The organism is Nocardia sp. NPDC051750 (assembly GCF_044453135.1).
In the GTDB taxonomy this organism is placed as follows: Bacteria; Actinomycetota; Actinomycetes; order Mycobacteriales; family Mycobacteriaceae; genus Nocardia.
This window is the reverse complement of the sequence record NZ_JBITCK010000005.1, coordinates 652,908-678,022: the sequence shown is the minus strand read 5'-3', so window position 1 is coordinate 678,022 and position 25,115 is coordinate 652,908. Positions and strand designations below refer to the sequence as shown.

Here is a 25,115-nt window from a genome sequence, read left to right as displayed (position 1 = left end):
GTTTTATGTTTCCTAGAGTCTCGAACCAGGGCAACTGCTTGACCTGCATATATTCGGTCATACTGATGATTTGCAAGCTGAGCGCGGATCGGGAAATCCGGTTGACCTGCGGAAATGCTGTCGCAGGTTTGTGCCCTCGGCAGGACACACAAAACATGGGCAACTGGGAAACGCCTGGTCATCGTGGGTGATTATCGAATCCAGGCATCGTGATCTGCCGGTACCCGGTCGTCCGTGGCTCCTATCTTCGTCGATACCTGTGCGGAGACATCGAAGACGGGAAGAGCAGACGACCTGGGAATTTACTCTGGTCGGCGGGTTGTCGGAACAGGGTCCGCGCCGACTTGACCGAAGGTGCGGGTTCGGGGTCGGTTCACGGGGAATGGATCAGATGGACTCGGCCTGGTCGTTGAGTTCGGCGATTGTCGCTCGGTTCACCATCGGTTCCGGTTCGGCGAGTTCGAGATGTTGCGGTACCTGTCCGAGCGGCTTCAAACCACGGGCAGCGATCACCGATCGCTCACCTTCGGCGGCCACATCACCGAAACCGGCGTCGACTACTACAGCCTGGCCGGCAACCGCGCCAGACGCAGCTGAAGCGAGGGCGAACGCGCAGGCTACTCGTTTGAACCGGCGTGTTCTCGATCTCTGCAGCTTCCCGGGAAGATGCGGTGATCTGCCGAGGCGATACCCGCAACGACGCGACCCGAAACCGCGCATGCTCGACCTTTCGATCAGGCTTCGGCTCGAGACTGTGCTCGGCGAAACCACGTAGGGTCGGGTAATGAGCATCGAGTGTTCGGCCGTGGTCGCGGCGCCTCGCTCCGAGGTGTTCGCGTGGTTCGCGCGTCCGGGGGCATTCGCGCGGCTCGCACCACCATGGCAGCCGGTGTCGTTGCTCGCCGAGGCCGATTCGCTCGCCGATGGGCGCGCGGTGCTCGGTTTGCCTGCGCGCTTGCGCTGGGTAGCCCGGCACGAAGCCGGTGAATACGACCCGCCGCACCGGTTTGTCGACGGGATCACCGCCGACGGTCCGGCCTCGGTGCCCGTGTCTGCTGTTTTGTCGTGGCGGCATACTCACGAATTCGAGGAGGTGGACCCCGCGCACACTCGGATCGTGGACCGAGTGCAGACGTGGGTGCCTGCCGCGATGCTGCGTCCGATGTTCGCCTACCGGTACCGGCAGCTCGAAGCCGACCTGGCAGCACATGCGCGCGCGGCCGATCACGGGCTAGGCGCGATCACGGTCGCGCTGACAGGTGCCTCCGGCTTGATCGGGTCGGCGTTGGCGGCCTTTCTCAGCTCGGGCGGGCATACCGTGATCCGCCTGGTGCGCGGCGAGCCACGTGAGCGCGGGGAGCGGCGCTGGGATCCGGCCGATCCCGCCGCTGATCTGCTCGACGGCGTGGACGCGGTTGTTCATTTGGCAGGGGCGCCGATCGCCGGCCGGTTCACCGAGGAGCACAAGAAAGCGGTCGCCGGCAGTCGGATCTCGCCGACACGGAAATTGGCCGAACTCAGTGCGAAGGCCGGCGTGGCGGTGTTTGTCAGCGCCTCGGCCATCGGCTACTACGGATACGACCGCGACGAGGAAACCCTCACAGAACAGTCATCGCGCGGCACCGGATTTCTGGCCGATGTCGTCGCCGACTGGGGGGGCGCGGCGGCTGCCGCTTCCGGCACCACTCGCGTGGTGTCGGTACGTACCGGGATCGTGCAATCGCCGCGAGGCGGGACCCTACGGTTGCTGCGCCCACTGTTCAGCGCTGGACTCGGTGGCCGCATCGGTTCCGGGCGTCAGTGGATGTCCTGGATAGGGATCGACGATCTCGTCGATGTTTATCACCGCACGTTGTGGGACGTTCAGTTGCAGGGTCCGATCAACGCGGTGGCACCGCGACCGGTGCGCAATATCGAGTACACGCATACATTGGGCCGCGTCCTGCGGCGGCCAACGGTCCTCGCCGTGCCAGAGTTGGGCCCTTCCGTGCTGCTCGGCCGTTCGGGTGCTCGCGAACTCGCTACCGCCAGTCAGCGAGTCGTGCCGGATCGACTCGGCCGTGCCGGCCACGAATTCCGCGACCCCGATCTGGAATCGGCGCTGCGCCACGTTCTCGGCCGCACCTCCGAGTCGTCACGGTTGCACGTCGAGGGCTGATCGTGGTTGCACATAGCGACCCACACGGACGGGCAAAGTCCCCCGATCGTCCGATGACCGACCCGCGGGACGGACACGAAGTTCGCCGAACGCCACCTCGACACCGCCGTATGCATCATTTCTGCATCTCTATTTCTGTCCCGGTCGTCTAACCACTGCCGGTGGTGTCCGTCATGACCCGCGTGGCGTTGTGATCCGGTCGACCGCCTCGCCGAGCTTGTCGAGGCGGTACGCGAACTCCGGCAAGATCGCCGAATCCCAGCCCGGTCCACCGACGAAGATTCGGGAACCGGCGACGTGACAAGCACGTACCGCAGAGGTCAGCGCGGTGGACTCCTGCTGTGACCAGAGCACGGCGTCAGGCCGCCGATCATTGCGGGTGAGTGCGGCCGCGACAGCGTCGGTGGGTACATCGGCACCGAGCATCAACGCGCCGACATTGCGCTCGGCGAGACCGGCGCGCAGGGCTTCCAGCGGTAGCGCGTGGGTTTCGCCGCTGGTGCACGCCAGCACGACCGCATGGTTGTCCGCCGGAACGGGTGCCGGTGTATGGCGATGCAGCGCAACGGTGATCGACCAGGACAGCAAGTGCTCCACGTCGATGCAGCTTTCGCCGCCGAGCTGGCGTGTGACGACGGCCGCGAAGGCAGGGCGACACAGGAGATCCCACGTATCGACGACTCCGTATGCCTGCAGGTGCGCGGTCAGCAGAGCGGAGGTGGTTCGCGTGTCGAGCGCGAACGCGGCGTTCAGTAGTGGCTCCCACTCTCCGAGCGCGGGGGTGGGCGATGTGGCGGTCACCGCGGCGGCTGCTCCGGCCGGACTCGCGCCCGCGCGGATAAGGCTGAGCATCTGCTCGAGTGCCGCGATATCGGATGCGGTGTAGAGACGGTGCCGGCCCGGCCGGTGCTGGGTCGGGCCGATAGCGTAGCGGCGATTCCAGCTGCGCAATGTCGCGGTCGGAATGCCGAGTCGGTCGGCTACCGCGCGGACCGTATATCCGGCCGCGTCGGAAAGGGGAGCTTGACCGGCGGGCATCAGCCCATTGTGCCCGGTCCGGACGCCGGTTCACCAAGCGCCCGGACCGCTGTGTGCTGTGGGCCGCCTTCTGGAGCGCAACGATGAAGACCCGTCCGAGGCCATGAGGCTCGGATACGGGCCGTCCTCCCTGGGCACGCGACCGATAAATTCCCATGAATCGATTACGCATCGTGTTCTGTTGACGTAGAGCCCCGAGCCAGGGAACCGAGATTCGAGAAGTACCGGGTGTTCTCACATACAAGTTCTGCCTTCGACGAGTCGCGCCGCCGATGGGGACAGCGATTGGCTGCGTTCGGGGTGGCCTCGGCCGCTGTCGTGGTTTCTGTCGCGACCTCCGGCGGAGCGGGCGCGACGCCCGGCCGTGTTTCCGTTACCGGGCCGGCCCCGGTGGAGAAATTGGAGCTGACCCGCTATCTGGGGACCTGGCATCAACACCGGCCGTGGCGCGAGAACATCAACCACGCCACATACCCGGCACCGATTATCGAGTGCGCAGGTATGTGGCGGTGGCCGGCGGGGTGCGTTAGCTGGTGGGAGGCGTCAGGACGCCGTCGATCAGGTAAACGGTGGCGTTCGCGGTTTCGACACCGCCGCAGAGCACTGTCGCCTCGTTGACGGTGATCTGGTCGCCGGTTCCTGTCACCGTCACCTCGGAGCCCTCGACTGTCTGGTGTGTGCCGGCGACCGCATCGGGTGACATACGACCCGGTACGACGTGGTAGGTGAGAATGCTGGTCAGCATGTCCGAGTCCGTTTTCAGCGTTTCGAGCGTGGCGGGATCGAGCGCGGCGAAAGCATCGTCCACCGGCGCGAAAACGGTGAACTCGCCGCTGTTGAGCGTGTCGACGAGGTTCACCTGCGGATTGAGCTGACCGGATACCGCGGAGGTGAGTGTGGTCAGCAGGGGATTGTTCGCGGCCGCTGTCGCCACGGGTTCCTGCGCCATCGAATCGATCGAGCCGGGCCCACTCGGTACCTGCTCGGCGTACGCTGCGCACCCGGCGCCGACCGGCCCGGCCATGGCACCGTCATCCTGCGTCGGCATCGTGGGCGAGGACGTGGTCATAGCGGGTGGAGACTCGCCGTTGCCTGATTCGTCGGTGTCGGTACACGCCGAGCCGGCGATAGCCATCGCCGACAGTACTGCGATCAGCGCCGCGGAGTGCTTTCGGATTCTCATGTCGTGCCTTCCTGTCAAGAACGGAGCCTGTACGTGCCGACGGCTCGTGGTCTGGTGGGTGTGCAGGAATGCGGCCAGAAACTCGCGACTGCTTTCCGTCATGGATCTCGAAACAAATTCTCGTGATGCGTCGATTCTGCATCATTTAGCGCGTAGTGTGAACCCTTACAGGCGGAAATTTCAGACGGCCGACAACACTCCAAAAGTGGGGCACGGCCAGGGACAAGCTCGGACAATGGAGGAGATCGTCATGTTTCGATTCACTGCTGCCCGCTCGCTCGGTCTGCTGGTGGGCGTAGGGACCGCGTCAGTGTTTGCGCTGGTCGCCGGACCGACGGCGAATGCCGCGCCGATTGCGTCGTGTCCGGCGCCCGGAGCCGCATCCGTGCAGACCGACACCGGTGGCGCGTCCTGCTCCGCGACGAGTAATACGGGCGGTGCGGCCGCCGCGTACGGAGTCGATGGCACCGCGGCTGCCGAAGCGGCCGCGACGAGCCTGTCGCTGGCCATCGCACAGAACGGCGGAACGGCGACATCGAGCTCGGCATTCTTGTCGGGCCCGGCCGCTATCGCCGTGGGACCCGGCGCGCAAGCGACACTGACCGGGGTCCGTCCCGGGCTGTCGATCGGTATCGCCGGGCCGGGAGCGGCGGTAACCGTCACTGGGGTATCCACCCCCACCTGCACCGGCGGTCCCGCATTCGCCGGAGACTTCCAAACATTGCAGGGGTGCTTGTCGCTGCGCTGAGCATCCGAACCGGATATACAACCGACCCCCGCGCCGCGCTCGGCCGTGCCGAGCGGTATGTCTTCTGGTCGCGTGGTGGATTCCAGCCGTTCGACGGTGACGCGGTTTGCGCCGTTTCGTTGAAAGGTGTGCCGAGCGTGGTCGAAGGTGGCGCGAGAGGTAGTGACTCGACATCCGGCTACACCGTCGGTGTCGTGGCGGCAATGCTGGGTATCCCCATCGCGACGCTACGTAGCTGGAACCAGCGGTACGGCCTGGGACCCGCGCACCACCGCCCGGGCAGTCACCGGCACTACACGACGAGTGACGTGGCGATGCTGAGCCGGATGGCCGATCTGGTCCGGTCCGGCGTGAGCCCGGCCAAAGCCGCGAGGGTTGCCCGTGCCGGAGCGGATTCACTGCCCGAACTGGGAAATGTGGCTCCGGTCCTGGCCGCTGCCGAGCAGCTTCGAGCCGCCGATCTCCTCGCCGAGATCACCGCCCATCTGACGTGTTTCGGCGTTGTGGCCACATGGAACCGGTTGTGCCGCCCTGCTTTCACCGACATCGTGAGCCGCCAGCATCGAGGAATCGACTTGATCGATGTGGAGCATGTTCTGTCCTGGGCGATCACCACCGGTTTGCACCGCGCGGTACCGCCGGCGCCCGACGTCGCCGGATTGGCTCCGGTGCTGCTGGCCTGCACTGCGGGCGAGGGGCACGTACTTCCACTGGAGGTACTACGTGCCGCGCTCGCGGAAGCCGGCGTACCGGCCTTGTTGCTCGGCTCCGCCGTGCCCGGTATCGCACTTGCCGACGCGATAGCCAAACAGGCGCGCAGTCCCGTGGTGGTGCTGTGGTCCCAATCGGGCCGGACGGCGGCAGCGGAACCGGTTCCCGCCGGGAGTGGCCGCCTTGTTCGACTACTCCTGGCCGGACCCGGTTGGCCGGCAGCTCCGGCGCTGCCCGGCGGCCGGCGCGTCGGCACGCTCGAGGAGGCAATCTCCGAGATCAGTCGACTGGTGCGGGCCGGCAAGTAGTTCACCATTCGATTAAACGATGCGCAAACGATGCAATTTTGGCGGAAAAGTGCCACAATCGGAGTGGTGAACGCACAACAGGCGGCACCCCTGTCCCCTCCGACGGACAGTGACAGTGACAGTGACGATTCCGCATGGTTCGAGTCGTGGACGGCGCAAGTCCGGGCCGCGGTGCGCACCCACGTCGAGGACTTCGTACACGCACGGTGCGCGGAAGAGCTGCAGGCAAACGGGTTCGAATATCCGAGCCGGGTACTGCTCGATTTCGTGCCGGGTGGCAAGTCTGTGCGACCGACGTTCATGTACCTCGGCTGGTTGTGCGGTGCCGATGAATCCGAGGCGGCACTCCGGGCCGCGGCCAGTATCGAATTGCTGCACGGGTTCGCCTTGCTGCAGGACGATGTGATGGACGAATCCGATACCCGCAGAGGTCTCCCGGCCGCTCACGTGCGGCTGGCGCGCTGGCATGAAGAGCAAGGGTTGTCCGGATCGCCGGCGCGTTTCGGTGAATCCGCGGCAGTGCTCCTGGGGGATCTGTGCCTGGTGTGGGCGGAACGCATGCTGCGCGAAAGCGGTGTCGAGGCAGCGGCGCTCGGCCGGGTGTGGCCGCGCTACGACGCGATGCGTGCCGAACTGGCAGTGGGTCAGCTCGCCGACCTGGTCAACGACGCCGCAGGGGTGCCGACGCTGGAACAGGTACTCGATATCGCGCGGCGCAAATCCGGTAACTACACGGTGCGCCGGCCGCTCGAACTGGGCGCCGCGATGGCGGGCTGCGCGGAGCCGGTCCTGGAAGTACTGTGTGAGTACGGCGTGTTGATCGGCGAGGCATTCCAGCTGCGCGACGATCTGCTCGGTATCTTCGGTGAGCCTTCGGTCACCGGTAAATCAGCTGACGCGGATCTGCGGGAACGCAAAGCCACCACCGTCGTCGCGCTGGCCGAACACTTGGCCGGGCCGTCCGGGCGAGCTCGGCTACACGATCTGTGGCAGCGCGACACCTTCGATGACAGTGCGGTGCAGACGGCCCGGGAGTTGATCGTGGACAGCGGTGCGCCCCAGCGCGCCGAGCAGATGATCGCCGACCGCGTCGAGGACGCGCGGAAGCTTCTCGTGGACAGTGTTCTCGACCCAACGGTGACCGCTGCGTTGCAGCAGATGGCGCTGCTGTGCACCCGACGTAGCACCTGAACCCGCACATCCTCACGCGACACAGCCAGACAGCCGAACAAAGAAAGAAGGACCCATGCGGACCGTAACCGGGAGCACCGACCATGTCGTCGTGGTGGGCGCGGGACTCGCCGGGCTCGCCACCGCGCTGCACCTGGCGGGACGAGGCCGCGCTGTCACGGTGGTGGAACGCGAACCAGTTCCGGGCGGCCGAGCGGGGCAACTCGATATCGGCGGGTACCGCCTCGACACCGGCCCGTCGGTGCTCACCATGCCGGAAATTGTCGCCGATACCCTCGCGGCGGTAGGCGAGGACATCGAAACCCGGCTCGATCTGCACCCTGTCGTTCCGGCCTACCGCGCCTGCTTCGCCGACGGCAGCGCACTGGACGTGCACAGCGACCGCGACGCGATGGAACACTCCATCGCGGAATTCGCCGGACCGGGTGAGGTCGCCGGCTATCGACGACTGCGGCAATGGCTGACCGAGATATATCGCATCGAGTTCGACCGGTTCATCGCCGCCAACTTCGACTCACCACTGTCACTGGTCACCCCAGCGCTGGCCCGGCTCGTCGCATTGGGGGGCTTCCGCCGTCTGGACCGGGTCATCGCCGAGTTCTTGACCGATCCGCGGTTGCGCCGGGTCTTCACTTTCCAGTCCTTGTACGCGGGTGTGTCACCGCAACGAGCCTTGGCTTTGTATGCGGTGATCGCCTATATGGACACCGTCGGCGGCGTGTACTTCCCGCGCGGTGGGATGCGCGCCTTGCCCGCCGCGCTGGCAGCAGCCGCCACCGACGCCGGGGTGCGGTTCCACTACGGCGAAGCGGTGACCGACCTGGAACGATGCGGCACCCACATCGGTGCCGTACACACCGATAAACAGCAGCGGATCACCTGCGATGCCGTGGTGTTGGCGACCGAACTGCACACGGCCTACCAGCTGCTGGGCCGATCACCGCGGCGGCCGGTGCGGGCGCGGCCCGCGCCGTCGGCGGTCGTCGCGCATATCGGTGTGCCGGCCGGTGCGACGACCGCGCATCACACTCTGCTTTTCGGTGACGCCTGGGAGCAGACATTCGACGAACTGATCAACCAGGGCGTGCCGATGAGCGATCCCTCGCTGCTGGTCACCCGTACCACCGCCACCGATTCGACACTCGCCCCGCCTGGCCACGACCTGTTCTCGGTGCTGGCCCCCGCCCCCAATCTCGACCGTGGCGCACACCTGGATTGGCAGCGCCGAGCTCCTGGATACGGCGCGGACCTGGCCGCGATCGTCGAACAGAGGCTGTTGCCGGGATTCGCTGAGCACGCCGATATCGTGCATCTGGACAGTCCCGACGACTGGGCACAGCGGGGCATGCTGGCGGGTACACCGTTCTCGCTGGCGCACACCTTCGCCCAAACCGGGCCGTTCCGGCCGGCGAACCTGCCGCGCGGCGTATCGAATGCGGTGCTCGCCGGCTGCGGCACAGTACCCGGCGTCGGAGTGCCGACCGCCCTGCTGTCGGGCCGGCTCGCTGCCGACCGCATCACCGGCGCCGCCGGCCGCAACAACCCGGCACCGGCCGCGAACAGCAGCGGGGTACGGCCATGATCAGTTCCGAACTCGACGCCGCCGGCATCAGTGAACCGCGACTGCGTGACGCCTACCGGCGGTGCCGCGGCCTCAACGCCACCCATGGGCGCACGTTCTACCTCGCCACCCGGCTGCTCGCGCCGGCGCAACGCCCGCCGATCCATGCCCTGTACGGATTCGCCCGGTGGGCCGACGATATCGTCGACCTTCCGGGCGGGCAGCCCTTCACCCCGGCAGAACGTTTGGAATTACTGGCACAGCGGCTGTTCGACGGTATCGACAACAGTGCCGACGAAGACCCGATCGTGGCCGCGGTGAGCGACACCGTCGCCCGCTTCGATATCGACCGCGCGTTATTCCAGGATTTCCTGGCCTCGATGCGGATGGATCTGACGGTGACCGACTACCCGGACCGGGCCGCGCTGGATCGGTATATGCGCGGGTCCGCCGAAGTGATCGGCCTGCAGGTTCTCCCGGTTCTCGGTACCGTCGGCCCCACCGAGAACGCGGCCCCCTACGCGGCCGCCCTGGGCAAGGCATTCCAGCTGACCAACTTCCTGCGAGATATCGCCGAAGACCTCGACCGCGGCCGGGTCTACCTTCCGGCCGACGAATTGGCCGCCTTCGGCGTGGACCGAGACCGGCTGCAGTGGTGCCGCGATCATCGACAGATCGACACCCGGGTGCGCTCGGCGCTGGCGGCCCAGCATGCGATCGCTCGCGACTGGTACCGGACCGCTCGCGCCGGAATCGAGCTACTGCACCCGGTGTCGCGGCCCTGCGTCACAACGGCGGCAATGCTGTACGCAGAGATTCTGGACCGGATCGAGGCAACAGAATTCGCGGTGTTCTCCCAGCGTGCGACCGTCGGCCGCGCCAGGCGCGCCGCCGTGGCGGGGCCCGCACTGGCTCGCGCGTTGTGGGCCCGCCGCGGCGGTCGCGCCGGCACACTCACTACGGCGATGCCGTCATGACGGGGCGATCCGAAGAGCGCGTGGTACTGCTCGACGACAGCGGCGAGCAGGTCGGCTCGATGCCGAAAACGCTTGTACATCACACGGATACGCCACTACATCTCGGGTTTTCCTGCTACCTGTTCGATCGGGACGGGCGACTGCTCGTCACGCGCCGGGCACTGAGCAAACGGACTTGGCCGGGAGTGTGGACGAACTCGTGCTGCGGACATCCAGCACCCGGCGAACCAGTAGGCGACGCTGTTCGACGCCGGGTACGCGAGGAACTGGGACTGGGCATCGACACCCCCACCTGCCTGTTGCCGCGGTTCCGGTATTCGGCCACCGCACCCGACGGGACCATGGAGAACGAAGTCTGCCCGGTATTCTGCGCCCGCGCCGACGGACCGGTGCATGCCGACGCCGCCGAAGTGATGGACTGGCGCTGGGTGCCGTGGCCCGACTTCGCCGTCGCCGCCGGCTTGCGCTGGCCGATCAGTCCGTGGGCCGCTGACCAGGTACCGCAGCTCGCGGCGGCGCCCGGGTTCAGCTTGTGGACGGATAGGAGGTGATCGTGGATCACTGGCAGCACCTGATCCTGATGGGCCTGTGCCTCATGGTGACCGTCCTACGGGAATTCGTCGGACACAGGGGCCACCGGTGTCCGGCGCGTCTTGCCGGTAGCGTGCTGCCCGTCGCGGGCATACTGCTGGTGTGGGACGCGATCGCGATCACCGCCGAAACGAACACCACCTCAGCCGGAAGGTAGCGCCGTGAACTGCGCCCGGCTCGGCCCGGACGGGCTCCCACGCGACCAGGTACCGGCAACCTTCGACCACGGCGCCGCCGAATACGACCGTCTCGTCGGGTACAACCCCGGCTATCACAAGCATCTGCGCCTGTCCGCGCGACGTATGCAGCTACCCGCCAACGGCGCCGGACTCCGGCTGCTCGACGCAGGCTGCGGTACCGGCGCCTCGACCGCAGCGCTGCTGTCGGTTGCCCCGGACGCCGAGATCGTCGCCATCGATGCATCGGCCCAAATGCTCGCCCGCGCCCGCGCGAAGAACTGGCCTTCCACAGTGCGGTTCCACCACACCCGCATCGAAGACCTCGACGCGGCCGGCTGCGGCGGCCATTTCGACGGGATCTTCGCCGCATATCTGCTGCGCAACCTCGCCGACCCCGACGCCCAGCTGCGCGCGTTCGCCGCGCTGTTGCATCCCGGTGCCCCGCTCGTAGTGCACGAGTATTCGGTGCGCGGGTCACTGCCCGCCCGCGTGGTGTGGAACACGGTCTGCGGCGCAGTGATCATTCCGCTCGGCGCGCTGCTCACTGGCGACACCACCCTGTACCGGCACCTGCGTCGCAGCGTGACCGCGTTCGACAGCGTGCACCAGTTCCGGGCACGGTTACGTGAGAACGGCTTCACCGGGATACGGGTGGCGACTGTGCCCGGATGGCAGTACGACATCGTGCACACCTTCACCGCGACCGTGCCGGGGCCCGGCTCCGAATCAAAAGGGGCTCCATGATGCGTGCCGGCTCCGGACGCGACCGACGTGCTGTCCACCATCGCGCCCCAGCGGCCTCGGGACGCCGCGGCCTCGACCACCGCCCACACGTGGTGGTCATCGGCGCCGGTATCGCCGGACTCGCCGCGGCAACCGGGCTTGCCGAACGTGACATCGACGTGGAAATCATCGAGCGCCGGCCTTACCTCGGCGGCCGGGTCGGTGGCTGGACCGAAAACCTGCCCGACGGCACTGCGATCGCAATCAACCGCGGGTTCCACGCCTTCTTCCGTCAGTACTACAACCTGCGCGCGCTACTGCGCCGCACAGATCCGCAGCTGCATCGGCTCGTCGCGATCGACGACTACCCACTCATCGACGGCCACGGACGCCGCGACACCTTCCGGCGTCTGCCGCGCACACCACCATGGAATGCCCTCGCTTTCGCCGCCCGCAGCCACACTTTCCCCCTGCAGGACCTGCGCCGCATCGACGCGCGCGCCGCGGCACCTCTCGCGGCGGTCTCCGTACCCGGGATCTACGACCTGCTCGACCACACCGACGCCGAAACCTTCCTGCAGCAGATCAACTTTCCGGCCACCGCCCGCCATCTGGCTTTCGACGTGTTCTCCCGCAGCTTCTTCGCGCCACCCGCCCAGCTGTCGGCGGCCGAGCTGGCGACCATGTTCCACATCTACTTCCTCGGTTCGAGCGAAGGTCTGTTGTTCGACGTCCCCACTTCGAACTACGACACCGCACTGTGGTCGCCGCTGCAGGACTACCTCATCTCGCACGATGTCCGGATCCGCACTGGTAGCACGGTGACCGCCGTCGAGCCCGCGGGCGAGGGCGGCTTCCGGGTGCGCGCACAGGACGGTCGTGATATCGCCGCCGACGCCGTCGTCCTCGCCACAGATGCCGCCGGACTGCGTCGCATCGTCGAGAACTCGCCGCAACTCGGCGACCGAGTGTGGCGCGCATCGATCGAACGGTTACGCAGCGCGCCACCGTTTCTGGTGTATCGGATCTGGCTGGACAAGCCGGTCGCGCCGCATCGACCGGCGTTCCTGGCCACCGGAGGCCTCGCCCCCCTCGACAACGTCAGCGTGCTGAACCACTACGAGCAACAGGCCCGCACGTGGGCCGCGCGCCACGGCGGCGCCGTACTGGAACTCCACGCCTACGCCCTGCCCGCGCAGCTGACACCGGCCCAGGAGCGCGATATCCCCGCTCGGCTGCGCGCCCGGCTGAACCGCCTCTACCCGGAAACCGCCGACGCCCGAATCCTCGGCGAACACCTGCAATGGAACCAGGACTGCCCCTTGTTCGGCGTCGGCGACCACGCGTACCGGCCCACCATCCGCACACCACACCGTCGGCTCGTGCTGGCCGGCGACGGCATCCGCATCGACCTGCCCGTCGCGTTGATGGAACGCGCCGCCACCACCGGATGGGCGGCGGCGAACGCGTTGCTCACCCAATGGGGCTTACCCGGCCACGATCTGCACACCGTGCCGACCAGCGGCCGCAACGCCCTACTGCGCCGACTCGCCACCCGCTACGCAACGGCAACCGCACCTGCCGAGGACCTCCGATGAACAACCTCCTGTTTCGGCGTTGGCCCGATCGATGGCCACTGCAACCCATCGACCCCGGAAACTGGGCAGACCAGGAACCCACCTACCACGCCGCGAAACCCGCCCTCATCGCCGCCACACTCCAACGCGCACAACAACGCCCGTCCGGGAACTGGTACGTCTTCGCCGCCAGCCGAGACATTCGCCCCGGCCGCCCGTTCGGATTCACGATCGCCGGAGTCGAACTCGTCGCATGGCGAGACCGAGGGCAACGACTTGTCGTAGGTCCGGGAGCGTGCCCACATCTGGGCGCGCCGCTGGCGCAGGCACATATCGACTGCGGTGCCCTCGTGTGCCGATGGCACGGGCTGCGACTGGACAGCGGCGGGGAAGCCGGCTGGACACCATTACCGCGCCACGATGACGGCGTACTGGCGTGGGTCCGCCTCGACCATATCGGCGACAGTAGCCCGCTCGAAACACCTGTTATCGGGGCCCGCCCGCCCGCGCACCGCGCCATCGCCGCGGTAGCAACCCTCAGCGGAGTGTGCGAACCGGCCGATATTGTCGCCAACCGACTCGACCCGTGGCACGGCGCCTGGTTCCACCCATACTCATTCACCCGGCTGGAAGTACTAGAGACTCCGTCCCAGCAACACGATTCGGCCGACTCCGACGACCGGTTCCTGGTTGCAGTCACCTTTCGGGTCGGCGGCCGTCTCGGTGTCCCGGTGCGCGCCGAGTTCACCAGTCCGGAGCCCCGGACCGTCACGATGCGCATCATCGACGGTGAAGGATCGGGCAGTGTCGTCGAAACCCATGCCACACCGCTCGGCCCCGGGCCGGACGGCGAACCACGAACCGCCGTCATCGAAGCCGTAATAGCCGACTCGACTCGCCCCGGCTTCGCCCGAGCCAGCCACGCCGCCCGCTTCCTACGGCCGATAATGACCCGCGCTGCGACCCGGTTGTGGCGCGACGACCTGGCCTATGCCGAACGGCGCTACCGACAGCGGACGCAGAAACCGGGATGACGACGTCTTTCGAGATTCGGTATGTCACCGGTGCGGAAGCAGAGCGCATCACTGCCGCGCAGGCGAAGGCTCTTATTGCACTGCTGAGGTGGCAGGCAGGCCGCTTCGATGTTGGCTGACCCTGAATTCCATGAATTGCCGGTCCGGTTGCCCTCGCCGCTGACGGGTGTGCCGGGATCGCTGGCTTCGCTCAGTTGGACTGTCGCACACAGTCGTCTATCCATGCGCACAGCTCGTGAAGAGCGATCTCGACCCGTTGCTTGTCTCCGGTGGTGAGGTAGTCGCTTTGGAGACTCGAGTAGGCACTGTTGAGCAGGGTCGCCAAGGTGAGTGCGTTGCTCTCGGGCAGGCCACGGCGGACCAGGCACGAGGCGACGAACTCGGCCCGTCCCCGGATGAACCCCGGGGCGGGCAACGGTAGGCGTCCAGCGGCGGCGAGGCCCTCGATCTCCCGGATGAGGCGGGTCATGGCCAGCTCTTCTGGGCTGAGGTTGCGCTCCCAGGCCGACCGGACGAGAGAACCGACCTCAACGGCGGGGTCGTCCCAGCCGGGTGTCGACCGAAGCGCGTGGTGCTGCCGTTCGTCGAGTCGAATGAGTACGGCCGTGATTAGGGCGGTTTTGTCGGCGAAATGGTGGGTCAGTACGCGGGTGCTCTGGCCGATTCCCTCGGCCAGCGTCCGTAGGGAGAAGTTCCCGATACCGGTGGTGGCGAGCTGCTCAATGACCGCATCGGTCACCTCGCGTCGCCGTTGCGGGCTGGCCGGTCTGGGCACTGTTCCCACCTCCTCGTCTCGTCAGGAGAATACGCTTAGCCTTATAAAGGAAACAAACGTTACCCTTACGGCATGAGGTTCTCGCCCACATCCCAGCCCGTGTGGCTGCTCGCCTTGGCTCTTGCGGCGTTCGCGGTGCAGACGGACGACTACATCATCATCGGTGTCCTGCCGGCGATCTCGGAGACGGTCCAGCTGCCCGAGACCACCACCGGTCAACTGGTCACGGTGTATTCATTGACCTATGCGCTCGCCGCCCCGATGTGGGCGTCTCTGCCACTCCGCATTCCACGACGGCGCGCACTGTGCGGGGCACTGATCGTCTTCGGTGCCGCGAACTTCGCAGTCCTGCTGGTCGACAGCTACAGCGCCCTCCTAGCGCTACGCGTCATCGCCGCGCTGGCAGCTGCCCTGGTTCTCCCCACCGCACTGGCCGCGGCAAGCGCCGAAGCCCCGCCGCAGCACCAGGGCCGTTACCTGGCCACCGTGATGACCGGATTGACTGGGGCGGTACTGATCGGCATCCCGACCGGTACATGGATCGGAGCGATCCTCGACTGGCGGGCCACATTCGTATTCGCCGGTCTCCTCGGCATCGCCGCACTCCTCGTGCTGGTGCGCACCCTTCCGCAAGCGGAAGCCCACGCAATCGAAGAGCGCAAAACGCTCGCCGACATGGTCCGGCCGTTACTCAACGGCACTGTCACGGCAATCCTGATCGTCACGACCCTGGCCGTCGCAGGCAACCTCACCTTCCAGACCTACATCGCCCCCTTCCTGTCCAGGCTTTCCAATGTGTCGCCCATGGTGCTGGCCGTACTGCTGGTGTGTTGCGGAATCGGTGGCCTGTTCGGCACTCAGGCATCAGGTCGCCTGATCGACAAGTACACCCCCGGCCTGGTCTTCGTCCTCGTGAGCCTGATGTTCTGTGCCATCATGGTGACCCTTGCGGTGCTCTGGACCGTCAGGCCGATCCCAGTGGTACTGACCGCTGTACTGCTCACCATCTGGTCGGCAGCCGCATGGGCAGTACCTCCGAGCATCCAATCAATGATGCTCGCGCGCGCAGGCGCCGAGGCAGCATCTCAAGCGATGGCCGTGCACAGCAGTTCCGTCTACATCGGCGCAGCACTCGGAGGCGTGGTCGGCGGCGGAGTCTTCTCGGTCGGTGTGGGGCTCGTCCCGGCCGCCGCCGCGGGTCTAGCGTTCCTTGCGCTTGCGATCATGCTGCCGACCAAACGGACCCGCACCGCAGGACCAGCCAAGCAGTCAGAGGCGACGGAGACTGTCTGATCCTCCATCATCGGACAGATAGGCACGTGGACTCATGCCCGAAGCCCACCTCCGAATCCGCGAAATAGATCACCTTCTTCGGGTGGGAAGTTCGCGGGCCTTGAACCCATCCGAACCGTCTCCCACAAGTTCGGTGAAACGCCACGGTTCCGCCTGCCCGCTTCACGCGCGCAGTGACGTCACTATTCACCGTCACGATCACGGATGAGTTGACGCACGCGACGTCCGATTTCGCCGACAAATGACGTCGGAACTCGCTGGCGTAACCAGGTAACCGTTTGACCTGCATAGATTCGCTTCTGTCAACGATTCTCAAGTCGTTCGCGGAGCGTGAATCTAGTTGGCCTGCGGAAATGCCGTAGTGGGTTGTGCCCTCGGCAGGATTCGAACCTGCGACACCGCTTTAGGAGTGGGATCGAATTCTTGCCGGGCGGTGACTGGCGCTGCCGACTGGTGCTGCTTCCCCTGGTCAAAACCTCGATGTGAGCCCTTTGACCCGGCTCATGCCGCCCTGTATCGGGCCGTCCGCTCACGCATCGCTCACGCGATGTCGGCTGCTGAGCAGCGCGTTGTCAACGGCAGGCCAATCCTGGATCTGGCACAAATGTGGTGATTCGGACTGCTGGGGGTGCAGTCAGTCGCCCAGCAGTATCCGCTTTCGGAGTAGGTCAGGGTTCGCTCGTCCGAACATCTGCCGTTTGATCATCTTGATGCGGTTGACATGGCCTTCGACCGGTCCGCTGCTCCAGGGCAGGGACAAGCCGGCGGTCACTGCGTCGAGGTCGCGACGCAGGCCGCGGACGAAGGAATGCAGCGCGGGCAGGTCGTCGGCATCGACCGCAGCCATCCATCGCTCCAGTTCACGGCCACGGAGACGAGCCATCATCGTCGCGAAGGCCCGGACATGGACAACGAGGGCGGTGAGTTCGGGGCTCGTTGTCAGGATCGCATCGAGGCGTTGCTGGTCGTCGGGATCGAGACGGGCTGGATCGGTCATGATCCAACTCGCCACCCGCCGGACCGACGGTGGCTTGGATGCCGGGCGCGGGATGTGACCGGTGGTGCGGAATGGGTGCAGGTAGCTGAGCAGGATCTTCTTGCCGCCGCTGTAGCCGAGTTTCTGGATTTCACCGAAGAGCTGGGTGGCGTTGGTGCAGCCCTCATTCCAGCGCTGATGCAGGTATGGTTTGAACTCCTCGAGCAGACTGGTCCGCCGTCCGGTGCCGTTGTTGACCAGTAACTCCTCGACGCTGTCGGCACGAGCGAAGCGACGAACAGTTCCTCGGGCGAGACCGAGCTGGACACCGATTGCGCGGATGCTCACACCCTCGCCGAGCAGCGCGTGGACCGCGGCGTAACGTTCGCGGGTACGAACGGCCCACTTGTCGGTTCTGCCAGGCGGTGGCTCGTTCACCTCGGAAGTCTGTGCTGGATGCGACTGGTGCCCGGGTGCGGCGTCGAACTCGATATCGGCTGCGGCGCTCAAGCAGTCGCGGTGTCGAGCCACCACGCGCTCGACCGCTTCGCCGAGGTTGTGCCAGATATGCCATCGGTCCGCGACCTGCAGCGCATCGGGTGCCCCGACGGTCACACCTTCGGCATAGGCGCCGGCGCGGTCCCGGCACACGATCTCGACGCCGGGATGCGCTTGCAGCCAGCCGGCGAGGGTGTCGGCGGTGCGGTCGGCAAGCACATCAATCGGACGACGGGTTTCGATATCGATCAGGATCGTGCCGTAGTGGTGACCACGACGCAGCGCGAAGTCATCGACACCGAGTACCCGGGGTGTGGCCTGGTCAGGGTCGGGTAACGCGCGGATCTGCCGCAGCAGGGTCATCCGGCTGACCGTCGCCGCCAGATGACGGGTCATTCGGGCTCCTGGGCGGCCACCCAATGCGAGCGCGACCGCGCTGAGCAGACGCTGCAGAACGGTCGTGCGCCGGGCATACCGGACCGCCAGCCCGGATGGCTGTTCGGCGAAGGTTTTCCTGCCGCACTCGGGGTTGTCACAGAACAGGCGTCTGACCCGCAACCGGATCAGCACCTCCCGGCCGGTGATCGCGGTGTCGGACAGTCGCCGACGGTAGCGGCTGTGGATCCGCCGCGAAGACATTCCGCAGCCCGGACAGGCGGCGGCCTCGTCGCGGGTGCTCACATCGAGGTTCACCCGAGCCCCGGTCGAGGACATGTCGTCGATGTGCAGCCCATCCAGGTGCGGGAGCAAGACCGCGAGCGGCCCGAGATCAGAACACCGGCGACATGATCGAACATCAAGCAGCCGTTGGCAATTCAGGCTGGGTCAATCACGCAAACCGTGCCAGATCCAGTATTCACGTGCCGTCGACAAAAGCTATCTGCAGCACTGGATGCAACCAGGCGCTACTTCAATTGGCACAAGACCCCGCCGCCCCTACGAGTGAATAGGTAGCACCCGTTTCTCCAAGTTTTTTTCTGGCCGCTGGAGGGCGAGCCTGATGACGTGCGGGCCGCCTCGAGGAGAGGGCATACCGAACTGGAAGGTGGGGCTCTCTGGGCGGTACGCATCTTGGGATTTCTACGCCAAGTTGGCGTACCCGGTCGGACAGATTTCTATGACTCTGGACGAGTATTTTCATGGATTCTGGATACGATCCGGGATCAGGTACTTGATCTCACGTTGGAGATTGAGGAGCGGGTTCCGAACGCTGGCGATGCCGTGGCCTCTGGGGACGACGCCCGCGCTGTTGCAGGCATCGTGAACTATCATTTAAACGGCATGGACTTCTCGGATTCGAATCACGATTTCGGAGGCAGAGAATTCGATCAGAGCCACTGATTGCGGACCGCTGGTTGGGCTGAGCCCGGATGCTGGCCTGGACGTTGGTAACTGAACACAGTGCGGTTGCCAGGACGACTACCCAATCGTGGAACTGCTCTCGCTCATCCGTTCTCCGGATGGGCGAGAGCACTTTCGTCCTGTACCGGTTACTGTGCGGTTTGGGGCGTGGGTTGGGCAGGGTTTGGCTCAGTGGGAAAGCGGGACGGATGCATGAGCCCCGGTATTCCTGTCCCATGGGTGGGTGTCCGGGCGTCACCCATGCGGGTGACATCATGGGTTGACCCCGGCGACCAGGGCTTGGCTTTCTTCAATGCGGTGGTGGTGTGAATGTCGAGCGGCGATCTGCTGCGTGGCAGACGTAGTGAGTGTGAATCGCTGGATCGGCTGACACGGGATGCCATGTCCGGCCGGGGCCGGGTGCTGGTGCTGCGCGGCGAGGCAGGGATCGGCAAGTCCGCGTTGGTGGACTATCTGGTGCGGAGCGCGGCAGGATTCCGGATCGCGCGGGCGGTCGGTGTCGAGTCCCAGATGGAGTTGGCGTTTGCCGGGTTGCATCAACTGTGCGCGCCGATGCTGGGGCATCTCGATCGCCTTCCCGGACCGCAGCAGGATGCGCTATCGGTTGCCTTCGGTCTGAGCGCCGGAAGCCCGCCGGATCGTTTCCTGGTCGGGCTGGCGGTACTCAGCCTGCTGGCCGAGGTGGCGGAGGAGCAACCGCTCGTCTGCGTGGTAGACGATGCGCAGTGGCTCGACCAGGTGTCCGCGCAGACGCTCTCCTTCGTCGCACGCCGACTGCTCGCGGAAAGGGTGTTGCTGGTCGTCGCGGTGCGGACCTCGACGCCCGATCCGTGCGACGACCCGTTTGCGAGTTTGCCCGAGCTCATGATCGGGGGCTTGCGGGACAGCGATGCGCGGGCGTTGCTGCGAACCGCGGTCCCCGGGCGGCTCGACGAGCACATCACGGACCGGATCGTATCCGAGGCCCGCGGTAACCCCCTTGCGTTGCTGGAGTTGCCGCGCGGATTGTCGGCGGCGGAATTGGCCGGTGGGTTCGTCCGACCGGACACCGCGCCCGTCGCGAATCAGATCGAGCAGGGATTCCTGCGGCGTATCGAATCGCTTCCCGACGCGACGCAACGGCTGTTGCTGGTGGCGGCGGCCGAACCGGTGGGGGACGTGTCCTTGTTACGGCGGGTGGCCGACCAGCTCGATATCGGTGCCGACGCCGCGCGGGTGGCCGAGTCGGCAGGGCTGATCGAGTTCGGGGCGCGAGTGCGATTCCGCCATCCGCTGGTGCGCTCGGCGGCGTATCGTGCGGCGGAAGCGAGCAGGCGCCGGGATGTGCACCGGGCGCTGGCCGCGGCCACCGACCCCGTCTCCGATCCCGATCGCCGCGCATGGCACCACGCCAACGCGGCGGTCGGACCGGACGAGGAAGTGGCGGCCGAACTGGAACGTTCCGCGGATCGGGCGCAGGCTCGCGGGGGTGTCGCGGCGGCGGCCGCGTTCCTGCGACGTGCGACCGAGCTGACGCCTGATCTCGGGCGGCGTGGGGTGCGGGCGCTGGCGGCGGCCCAGGCCGCTTTCGAAGCCGGGACCCCGGACACGGCGCTCGAACTTCTGGCGGCGGCGGAGATGGGTCGCCTGGACGACCTCCAGCGTGGTCGGCTGGCGCGGCTGCGCGCCCAGATCGTCTTCGCGCGCAGGCGCAGCGGTGAGGTGCATCCGCTACTGCTCGAGGCGGCCGGACAGCTGGCGCCGTACCTGCCAGGCCAGGCACGGGAGGCATACGTCGAAGCGATCGGATCGGCGGTTTTCGCGGGCCGACTCGACGTACACGGCGGGGTGCGCGCCGCGGCCGAAGCGGCCCGCGCCGCACCGCGGGCGCCACAGCCGCCTCGGCGGATCGACGCGCTTCTCGACGGCCTGACCGCCCGCTTCGTCGATGATCACGACCGGGGGGCCGCGTTGTTGATCAAGGCGCTGCGGTCGTTTCGCGACGCGTCCGGCGGTAACGAGGACGACATCATGCGGTGGCTGTGGCTGGCATGGCCGGCCGGCCTCGATGTCTGGGACGACGAGACCATGTTCCACCTGACCGATATCGCGGTGCGGACGGCGCGCGAGATCGGCGCGCTCAACTTCCTTCCCCTCGCTCTCACCTACCGCGCGGCGGTGCATGTACACGCCGGAGAGTTCGATGCGGCCTCGGTTCTGGTGGAGGAGGCCACCGAACTCACGAAGGCGACCGGCAACTCGATTCTCGGATACACCGAAGTCCTGCTCATCGCCTGGCGGGGCGAGGACCCCCGCGCTGTCACACTGATCGAGTCCCGCCTGGACCTGGCTACCGACTGGGGCGAAGGGCGAGTCATCGGTTCGGGCCAGCACTTGCTCGCCGTGCTGTACAACGGTCTCGGCCGGTATCAGGACGCCTTGGCCAGTGCGGAACAAGCCATCGAGTACGACGACCTCGGGGTTTACGACGCTTCACTCATCGAGCTGGTGGAGGCGGGCGTCCGCGGCGATGCCCGCGATGCGGCCGCAGCAGCCCTGCGACGCCTCGAGCTGCGAGCCGAGGCGAGCGGCACGGACTGGGCCCTCGGAGCGCTGGCCCGGTCGAGAGCCCTGCTCAGCGAAGGTGATGCCGCCGACCTGCTGTACCGCGAGGCCATCGAGCGTCTCACACGCACTCGGGTGGTCGTTCATCTCGCGCGCGCCCACCTGGTGTACGGCGAGTGGTTACGCCGCGAGAACCGCCGCGCCGACGCCCGCGAGCACCTGCGCACCGCCCACGAGATGCTGCGCCGCTGCGGCGCCGGCGCCTTCGCCGAACGCGCTCGTCGCGAACTGCTCGCAACCGGCGAGTCGGTTCGGCAACGGGCGGCAGCCGCGTCCGATGTTCTGACGGCGCAGGAAGCCCAGATCGCCCGGCTCGCCGGCGACGGCCGGACGAACTCCGAGATCGGCGCCGAGCTGTTCATCAGTTCCCGCACGGTCGAATGGCATCTGCGCAAGGTGTTCACCAAGCTGGACATCACCTCGCGTAAAGAGCTCCGGGCAGCGCTGGACAGCTGACCGGCCGCGGCTACTCCCGGTCATCCCGGTTACCAGGTTTGCCCGGCGGCCCGGATCAGTAGCTCGTTGACAGCTACTCCTCGCCCTCGCGTGACTATGTAGGAGATGGCGTCCGCGATGTCCTCCGGCCGCAGCCGGTCCGCCATCGAGCCTGCCGGCCGCCGCGCCGGATCGGGGGTGGTCTCGTATACGGCCCCGGGTGCCACCACGCTGACCCGGACGGACTCAGGTCGCAGTTCCTGGCGCAGCGACTCGGTGAATCCGTTGAGCCCGGACGCGGTCAGGTTGTAGACGCTGCCTGCCGGACGGGCTACTCGCCCGGCCAGCGATCCCACATTCACGAGGTCGGCTACCTGCCGCGGCGAGGTTGCCGCCGCGTCGATCAGATACGGGACGGCGGCGTGCGTCACATGCAGGAGCGCCGACACATTGAGCGAGATCATCCGGTCCCACTCCTCGATCGGGGTGTGCAGGGCGGTATCGAGCCCCATGAGTCCGGCACCGTTGACCAGCACGTCCAGGCGACCGAGCCGTTCGTGTGTGTCTTCGACCGCCTGATAGGCGAGTGCCGGATCGGTGATATCGGCGGCCACGGCGATGGCTTTGCCGCCCGACATCATGATGTCGTTCACGATCTCGTCCAGACGATCACCGCGCTCCGAGACGAGGGCGACGGCCGCGCCCGCCCGGACCAGGTGGTGTGCGGTTGCCCGGCCGATGGCGCAACCGGCGCCGGTGACGAGCGCAGCGGCTCCGTCCAACGGCTGATCTGACATATCTGCCTCACTCCCGGGGTCGAAGGCGCATTCGGCGCCGACTCAGGGATCCAGGCTTGCACTCCTGGCTGCCCGGCCGACCCCGGGAGACACCCTGGTACAGGGAGACCAGGGATCGGCCATCGACACCCAGCAATCACGCCGGCATCGTTTCGGCCCGCAACATTTCGGATCGCAAGACTCGGTCCGCAGTGTGCTCGTCACGAACTCGCAGGACGTCTTGTCCTTGGTGCTGAACAGTCCCCACGACTTGACGAGACGAGGCCCCATGTTGGATACCAGTGGTGCTCAGGCCATCGATACGCTGGACGATTTGCGTCGCCATTTGCAGTGGGCGATCGAGCTCGAGCATGCGACCATCCCGCCCTACATGTGTGCGCTGTACTCGCTGGATCCGAGCTGCAATGCCGAGGCCGTACAGGTGATCGGCAGCGTGCTCGTGGAGGAGATGCTGCACCTGGCATTGGCTGCGAATCTCCTCAATGCCGTCGGTGGAAAGCCCGTACTCGACGCCCCCGAGTTACTTCCGCCATACCCGCATTCGCTACCCCACGGGGACAGATCTATCCAGCTCGATCTCCTGCCCTTCGGTCCGGAAGCGATCGAGCTGCTACTGAGTATCGAGGAGCCGGCATCGGCGGACGCACCGGCCGAATACGATGGATATCACACGATCGGGCAGTTCTACGCTGCCATCGAGGTGGGCCTGCGCACCCTGGCCGACACGCTCGGCGAAGAGGTGGTCTTCGGCGGAGACCCGGCCCGCCAGCTCAACGAGGTCCACTTCAGCAGCGGAGGCGGACAGATGATCCCGGTGCACGATCTGAAATCCGCGCTCGCCGCACTGGCGGAGATCGTCACCCAAGGCGAAGGCGCGGCAAAAACGGAGGTGTGGGACGGCGACAAAGACGTCTTCCACCCCGACCGCGACCAGGTAGCCCACTACTACCGCATTGTCGAACTGAAGGAAGGCCGGCGATTCCGTGCCGGTGACACCCCACAAACGGGGCCGACCGGTGACCCGATCCGGGTGGACTCCGACGGAATACTGCCTATGCGGCCCAACCAGCGCACGACCGACTATCCCGAAGACAGTGAGATCCGGCGCGCGCAGGAAGAATTCAACAACTCCTACTGCCTGTTGCTCTACCTGCTGGAAGACACCTTCAACGGCAGTCCGTCGGAGATAAAGGAGACGTTCGGGGTGATGTACGCCCTGAAATCCCAGGCTCAGGCGCTCATGAAGATGCCCAGCGGCGTCGGGTCGACCACCGCCGGCCCGACCTTCGAGTGGGTGCCGCCCGAACTCCGGGCGTGAGACCGCGGGCGAGTTGCGGGCTGCCGGTGCTGTTTTTCGGGTGCCGAATCGTAAATCGACTTTCCGTTGTCGAGTGCCTGAACGGTCGTCCGGACCGGGGGATCGCGCGTATTCACAAGTTGGGTGAGCGGCGGTGGTCTGGGCGGTCCCTCGATATCGGTCAGGTGACGCTGCGCTATACGACGGCATTCGGTGAGCCGAACAGATTTTTGTAACGGATCGCGTCGAGCCCGTGTCCATCTTCACGTACCACGAATAACGACGGCAGACGAGAGAATTCGATATGAATCGAAATCAGATCAGCAGAATTCCTCGCTCCCGGAGGCGGTCTGCCGCCCCTACCGCGCTCTGCTCGGCGGCCGTGATCAGGGTATTAGTTCAGGCCGTGAATGCAATCAGAACAATTGGGAACGATCTCACGGTATAAGTCTCCGGAGTTTTCCGGCCGTCGCTGGATATTGCTGTCGATTTCCTCGAAACTGCGACGCAGTCATTGAGTGCGGGGAATCGGAAAAGAGTTTCCGATGTGATCCGGAATCAACCGTCGGCTGCCGTGTCCGGGAGCCGACAGCTGTCGATGAGAGCACTCGTTCAACCACTCGAGAGGATTGATTTCCATGTATTCGAAAATGACGTCGTCACCCAGTTCGATCTCGGCCGGCAAGGCGATTGCTGCGGCGCACGGGAATGACATCGTTGCCTCGGCCGATGGGCTCGATCTCACCGCCGCCGAACTGGACCGCTGGTCGAACCGGATGGCACGGATGCTGCTCCGCCTGGGTGCAGGACCCGGTAATCACGTGGCGCTGGCCGCGGTGCCGGAGTTCGAGATGATCGTGATCCGGCACGCGTTGGCCAAGATCGGCGCCACCGCGCGGCAGGTCCCTGCCGAGGTTTTCGCTCCCGCGGCCACAGTGGGTGTGACCGTGCGGGCCAGGCGTGATGGGCTTTCCGGCTCGACCCGCTGGCTCGTACTCGACGAGAGGGTGACGCTACAGCAGTACCTGAGCACCTCCAGCGATCCGCTGGAGGTCGTCGAACTCGGGAGCGAGCGCATCGCGAGCTGAATCCGGATCGA

Annotated in this window: 21 protein-coding genes; 15 read left to right on the top strand and 6 right to left on the bottom strand. The window is 66.2% G+C overall.

What is annotated here, in order from left to right; all coding sequences use genetic code 11:
• Positions 1-387: 387 nt before the first annotated feature.
• Positions 388-513, bottom strand: coding sequence for a hypothetical protein (locus ACIA75_RS24980; protein ID WP_255218508.1), 126 nt, complete (start codon positions 511-513; stop codon positions 388-390).
• Between the two features lie 271 nt (positions 514-784).
• On the opposite strand from ACIA75_RS24980, the gene ACIA75_RS24975 reads away from it, so the two are divergent.
• Positions 785-2,158 (top strand): TIGR01777 family oxidoreductase, encoded by a 1,374-nt coding sequence (locus ACIA75_RS24975; RefSeq protein WP_397107943.1) that lies wholly within the window; start codon positions 785-787, stop codon positions 2,156-2,158.
• 171 nt (positions 2,159-2,329) lie between these two features.
• On the opposite strand, the gene ACIA75_RS24970 is transcribed toward ACIA75_RS24975, so the two are convergent.
• Positions 2,330-3,196 carry a MerR family transcriptional regulator gene (locus ACIA75_RS24970; protein WP_397107941.1) on the bottom strand — a complete coding sequence of 289 codons (867 nt, stop codon included), beginning with the start codon at positions 3,194-3,196 and terminating at the stop codon, positions 2,330-2,332.
• Between the two features lie 526 nt (positions 3,197-3,722).
• Entirely contained in the window at positions 3,723-4,379 is a 657-nt protein-coding gene (locus ACIA75_RS24965) for a fasciclin domain-containing protein (protein ID WP_397107939.1), read from the bottom strand.
• A gap of 250 nt (positions 4,380-4,629) precedes the next feature.
• Between ACIA75_RS24965 and ACIA75_RS24960 the strand changes: the two genes are divergently transcribed.
• The 10 genes from ACIA75_RS24960 to ACIA75_RS24915 are packed head-to-tail and all read left to right on the top strand — an operon-like array spanning position 4,630 to position 13,979.
• On the top strand, positions 4,630-5,127 hold the full coding sequence (locus tag ACIA75_RS24960; RefSeq protein ID WP_033244605.1) for a DUF6764 family protein: 498 nt from the start codon (positions 4,630-4,632) through the stop codon (positions 5,125-5,127).
• Positions 5,109-6,146, top strand: coding sequence for a MerR family transcriptional regulator (locus ACIA75_RS24955; protein ID WP_231508564.1), 1,038 nt, complete (start codon positions 5,109-5,111; stop codon positions 6,144-6,146). The genes ACIA75_RS24960 and ACIA75_RS24955 overlap by 19 nt, the downstream gene beginning before the upstream one ends.
• 30 nt (positions 6,147-6,176) lie before the next feature.
• Complete coding sequence (locus ACIA75_RS24950; protein ID WP_397107937.1) at positions 6,177-7,337, top strand: polyprenyl synthetase family protein; 1,161 nt, start codon at positions 6,177-6,179, stop codon at positions 7,335-7,337.
• A 55-nt stretch (positions 7,338-7,392) separates the two neighbouring features.
• Positions 7,393-8,919 (top strand): phytoene desaturase family protein, encoded by a 1,527-nt coding sequence (gene crtI / locus ACIA75_RS24945; RefSeq protein ID WP_033244218.1) that lies wholly within the window; start codon positions 7,393-7,395, stop codon positions 8,917-8,919.
• Positions 8,916-9,875, top strand: a complete 960-nt coding sequence (locus tag ACIA75_RS24940) for a phytoene/squalene synthase family protein (protein WP_033244219.1) — start codon at positions 8,916-8,918, stop codon at positions 9,873-9,875. Before crtI ends, ACIA75_RS24940 begins: the two co-directional genes overlap by 4 nt.
• Positions 9,872-10,426, top strand: a complete 555-nt coding sequence (gene idi, locus ACIA75_RS24935; protein ID WP_397107934.1) for an isopentenyl-diphosphate Delta-isomerase — start codon at positions 9,872-9,874, stop codon at positions 10,424-10,426. Before ACIA75_RS24940 ends, idi begins: the two co-directional genes overlap by 4 nt.
• A 2-nt stretch (positions 10,427-10,428) precedes the next feature.
• A complete protein-coding gene (locus ACIA75_RS24930) occupies positions 10,429-10,623 on the top strand; it encodes a hypothetical protein (protein WP_156052294.1) in 195 nt (64 codons plus the stop codon).
• 4 nt (positions 10,624-10,627) lie between these two features.
• Positions 10,628-11,389: a class I SAM-dependent methyltransferase gene (locus ACIA75_RS24925; RefSeq protein ID WP_397107931.1), complete on the top strand. Its 762-nt coding sequence runs from the start codon at positions 10,628-10,630 to the stop codon at positions 11,387-11,389.
• The gene (locus ACIA75_RS24920) at positions 11,389-12,966 is read left to right on the top strand and encodes an NAD(P)/FAD-dependent oxidoreductase (RefSeq protein WP_033244222.1); all 1,578 of its coding nucleotides are present in this window, start codon (positions 11,389-11,391) and stop codon (positions 12,964-12,966) included. The genes ACIA75_RS24925 and ACIA75_RS24920 overlap by 1 nt, the downstream gene beginning before the upstream one ends.
• The gene (locus ACIA75_RS24915) at positions 12,963-13,979 is read left to right on the top strand and encodes a DUF5914 domain-containing protein (RefSeq protein ID WP_397107929.1); all 1,017 of its coding nucleotides are present in this window, start codon (positions 12,963-12,965) and stop codon (positions 13,977-13,979) included. The genes ACIA75_RS24920 and ACIA75_RS24915 overlap by 4 nt, the downstream gene beginning before the upstream one ends.
• 190 nt (positions 13,980-14,169) lie before the next feature.
• Here ACIA75_RS24915 and ACIA75_RS24910 read toward each other — a convergent pair whose 3' ends face one another.
• Positions 14,170-14,754: a TetR/AcrR family transcriptional regulator gene (locus ACIA75_RS24910; protein ID WP_397107927.1), complete on the bottom strand. Its 585-nt coding sequence runs from the start codon at positions 14,752-14,754 to the stop codon at positions 14,170-14,172.
• Positions 14,755-14,826: 72 nt separating this feature from the next.
• Between ACIA75_RS24910 and ACIA75_RS24905 the strand changes: the two genes are divergently transcribed.
• Entirely contained in the window at positions 14,827-16,047 is a 1,221-nt protein-coding gene (locus ACIA75_RS24905; protein WP_397107925.1) for an MFS transporter, read from the top strand.
• Between the two features lie 634 nt (positions 16,048-16,681).
• Here ACIA75_RS24905 and ACIA75_RS24900 read toward each other — a convergent pair.
• Positions 16,682-18,235: an ISL3 family transposase gene (locus ACIA75_RS24900; protein WP_397107923.1), complete on the bottom strand. Its 1,554-nt coding sequence runs from the start codon at positions 18,233-18,235 to the stop codon at positions 16,682-16,684.
• A 957-nt stretch (positions 18,236-19,192) separates the two neighbouring features.
• On the opposite strand from ACIA75_RS24900, the gene ACIA75_RS24895 reads away from it, so the two are divergent.
• Entirely contained in the window at positions 19,193-21,943 is a 2,751-nt protein-coding gene (locus ACIA75_RS24895; RefSeq protein ID WP_397107921.1) for an ATP-binding protein, read from the top strand.
• A gap of 29 nt (positions 21,944-21,972) precedes the next feature.
• On the opposite strand, the gene ACIA75_RS24890 is transcribed toward ACIA75_RS24895, so the two are convergent.
• Positions 21,973-22,719, bottom strand: a complete 747-nt coding sequence (locus ACIA75_RS24890) for an SDR family NAD(P)-dependent oxidoreductase (protein WP_397107919.1) — start codon at positions 22,717-22,719, stop codon at positions 21,973-21,975.
• Positions 22,720-22,987: 268 nt separating this feature from the next.
• Between ACIA75_RS24890 and ACIA75_RS24885 the strand changes: the two genes are divergently transcribed.
• Together ACIA75_RS24885 and ACIA75_RS24880 are read left to right on the top strand one after the other, a co-directional pair.
• Positions 22,988-24,037, top strand: coding sequence for a ferritin-like protein (locus tag ACIA75_RS24885; RefSeq protein ID WP_397107917.1), 1,050 nt, complete (start codon positions 22,988-22,990; stop codon positions 24,035-24,037).
• A gap of 617 nt (positions 24,038-24,654) precedes the next feature.
• A complete protein-coding gene (locus tag ACIA75_RS24880; protein WP_397107915.1) occupies positions 24,655-25,104 on the top strand; it encodes an AMP-binding protein in 450 nt (149 codons plus the stop codon).
• Positions 25,105-25,115: the final 11 nt, after the last annotated feature.

What these genes read in the sequence shown, in the direction of transcription:
- ACIA75_RS24895 (WP_397107921.1), top strand. Translation starts at nt 19,193, where the DNA reads ATGTCGAGCGGCGATCTGCTGCGTGGCAGACGTAGTGAGTGTGAATCG.
- ACIA75_RS24970 (WP_397107941.1), bottom strand. Translation starts at nt 3,196, where the DNA reads ATGCCCGCCGGTCAAGCTCCCCTTTCCGACGCGGCCGGATATACGGTC.
- idi (WP_397107934.1), top strand. Translation starts at nt 9,872, where the DNA reads ATGACGGGGCGATCCGAAGAGCGCGTGGTACTGCTCGACGACAGCGGC.
- ACIA75_RS24940 (WP_033244219.1), top strand. Translation starts at nt 8,916, where the DNA reads ATGATCAGTTCCGAACTCGACGCCGCCGGCATCAGTGAACCGCGACTG.
- ACIA75_RS24965 (WP_397107939.1), bottom strand. Translation starts at nt 4,379, where the DNA reads ATGAGAATCCGAAAGCACTCCGCGGCGCTGATCGCAGTACTGTCGGCG.
- ACIA75_RS24900 (WP_397107923.1), bottom strand. Translation starts at nt 18,235, where the DNA reads ATGTCCTCGACCGGGGCTCGGGTGAACCTCGATGTGAGCACCCGCGAC.
- ACIA75_RS24950 (WP_397107937.1), top strand. Translation starts at nt 6,177, where the DNA reads ATGCAATTTTGGCGGAAAAGTGCCACAATCGGAGTGGTGAACGCACAA.
- ACIA75_RS24915 (WP_397107929.1), top strand. Translation starts at nt 12,963, where the DNA reads ATGAACAACCTCCTGTTTCGGCGTTGGCCCGATCGATGGCCACTGCAA.
- ACIA75_RS24975 (WP_397107943.1), top strand. Translation starts at nt 785, where the DNA reads ATGAGCATCGAGTGTTCGGCCGTGGTCGCGGCGCCTCGCTCCGAGGTG.
- ACIA75_RS24890 (WP_397107919.1), bottom strand. Translation starts at nt 22,719, where the DNA reads ATGTCAGATCAGCCGTTGGACGGAGCCGCTGCGCTCGTCACCGGCGCC.
- crtI (WP_033244218.1), top strand. Translation starts at nt 7,393, where the DNA reads ATGCGGACCGTAACCGGGAGCACCGACCATGTCGTCGTGGTGGGCGCG.
- ACIA75_RS24920 (WP_033244222.1), top strand. Translation starts at nt 11,389, where the DNA reads ATGCGTGCCGGCTCCGGACGCGACCGACGTGCTGTCCACCATCGCGCC.
- ACIA75_RS24905 (WP_397107925.1), top strand. Translation starts at nt 14,827, where the DNA reads ATGAGGTTCTCGCCCACATCCCAGCCCGTGTGGCTGCTCGCCTTGGCT.
- ACIA75_RS24885 (WP_397107917.1), top strand. Translation starts at nt 22,988, where the DNA reads ATGTTGGATACCAGTGGTGCTCAGGCCATCGATACGCTGGACGATTTG.
- ACIA75_RS24880 (WP_397107915.1), top strand. Translation starts at nt 24,655, where the DNA reads ATGTATTCGAAAATGACGTCGTCACCCAGTTCGATCTCGGCCGGCAAG.
- ACIA75_RS24960 (WP_033244605.1), top strand. Translation starts at nt 4,630, where the DNA reads ATGTTTCGATTCACTGCTGCCCGCTCGCTCGGTCTGCTGGTGGGCGTA.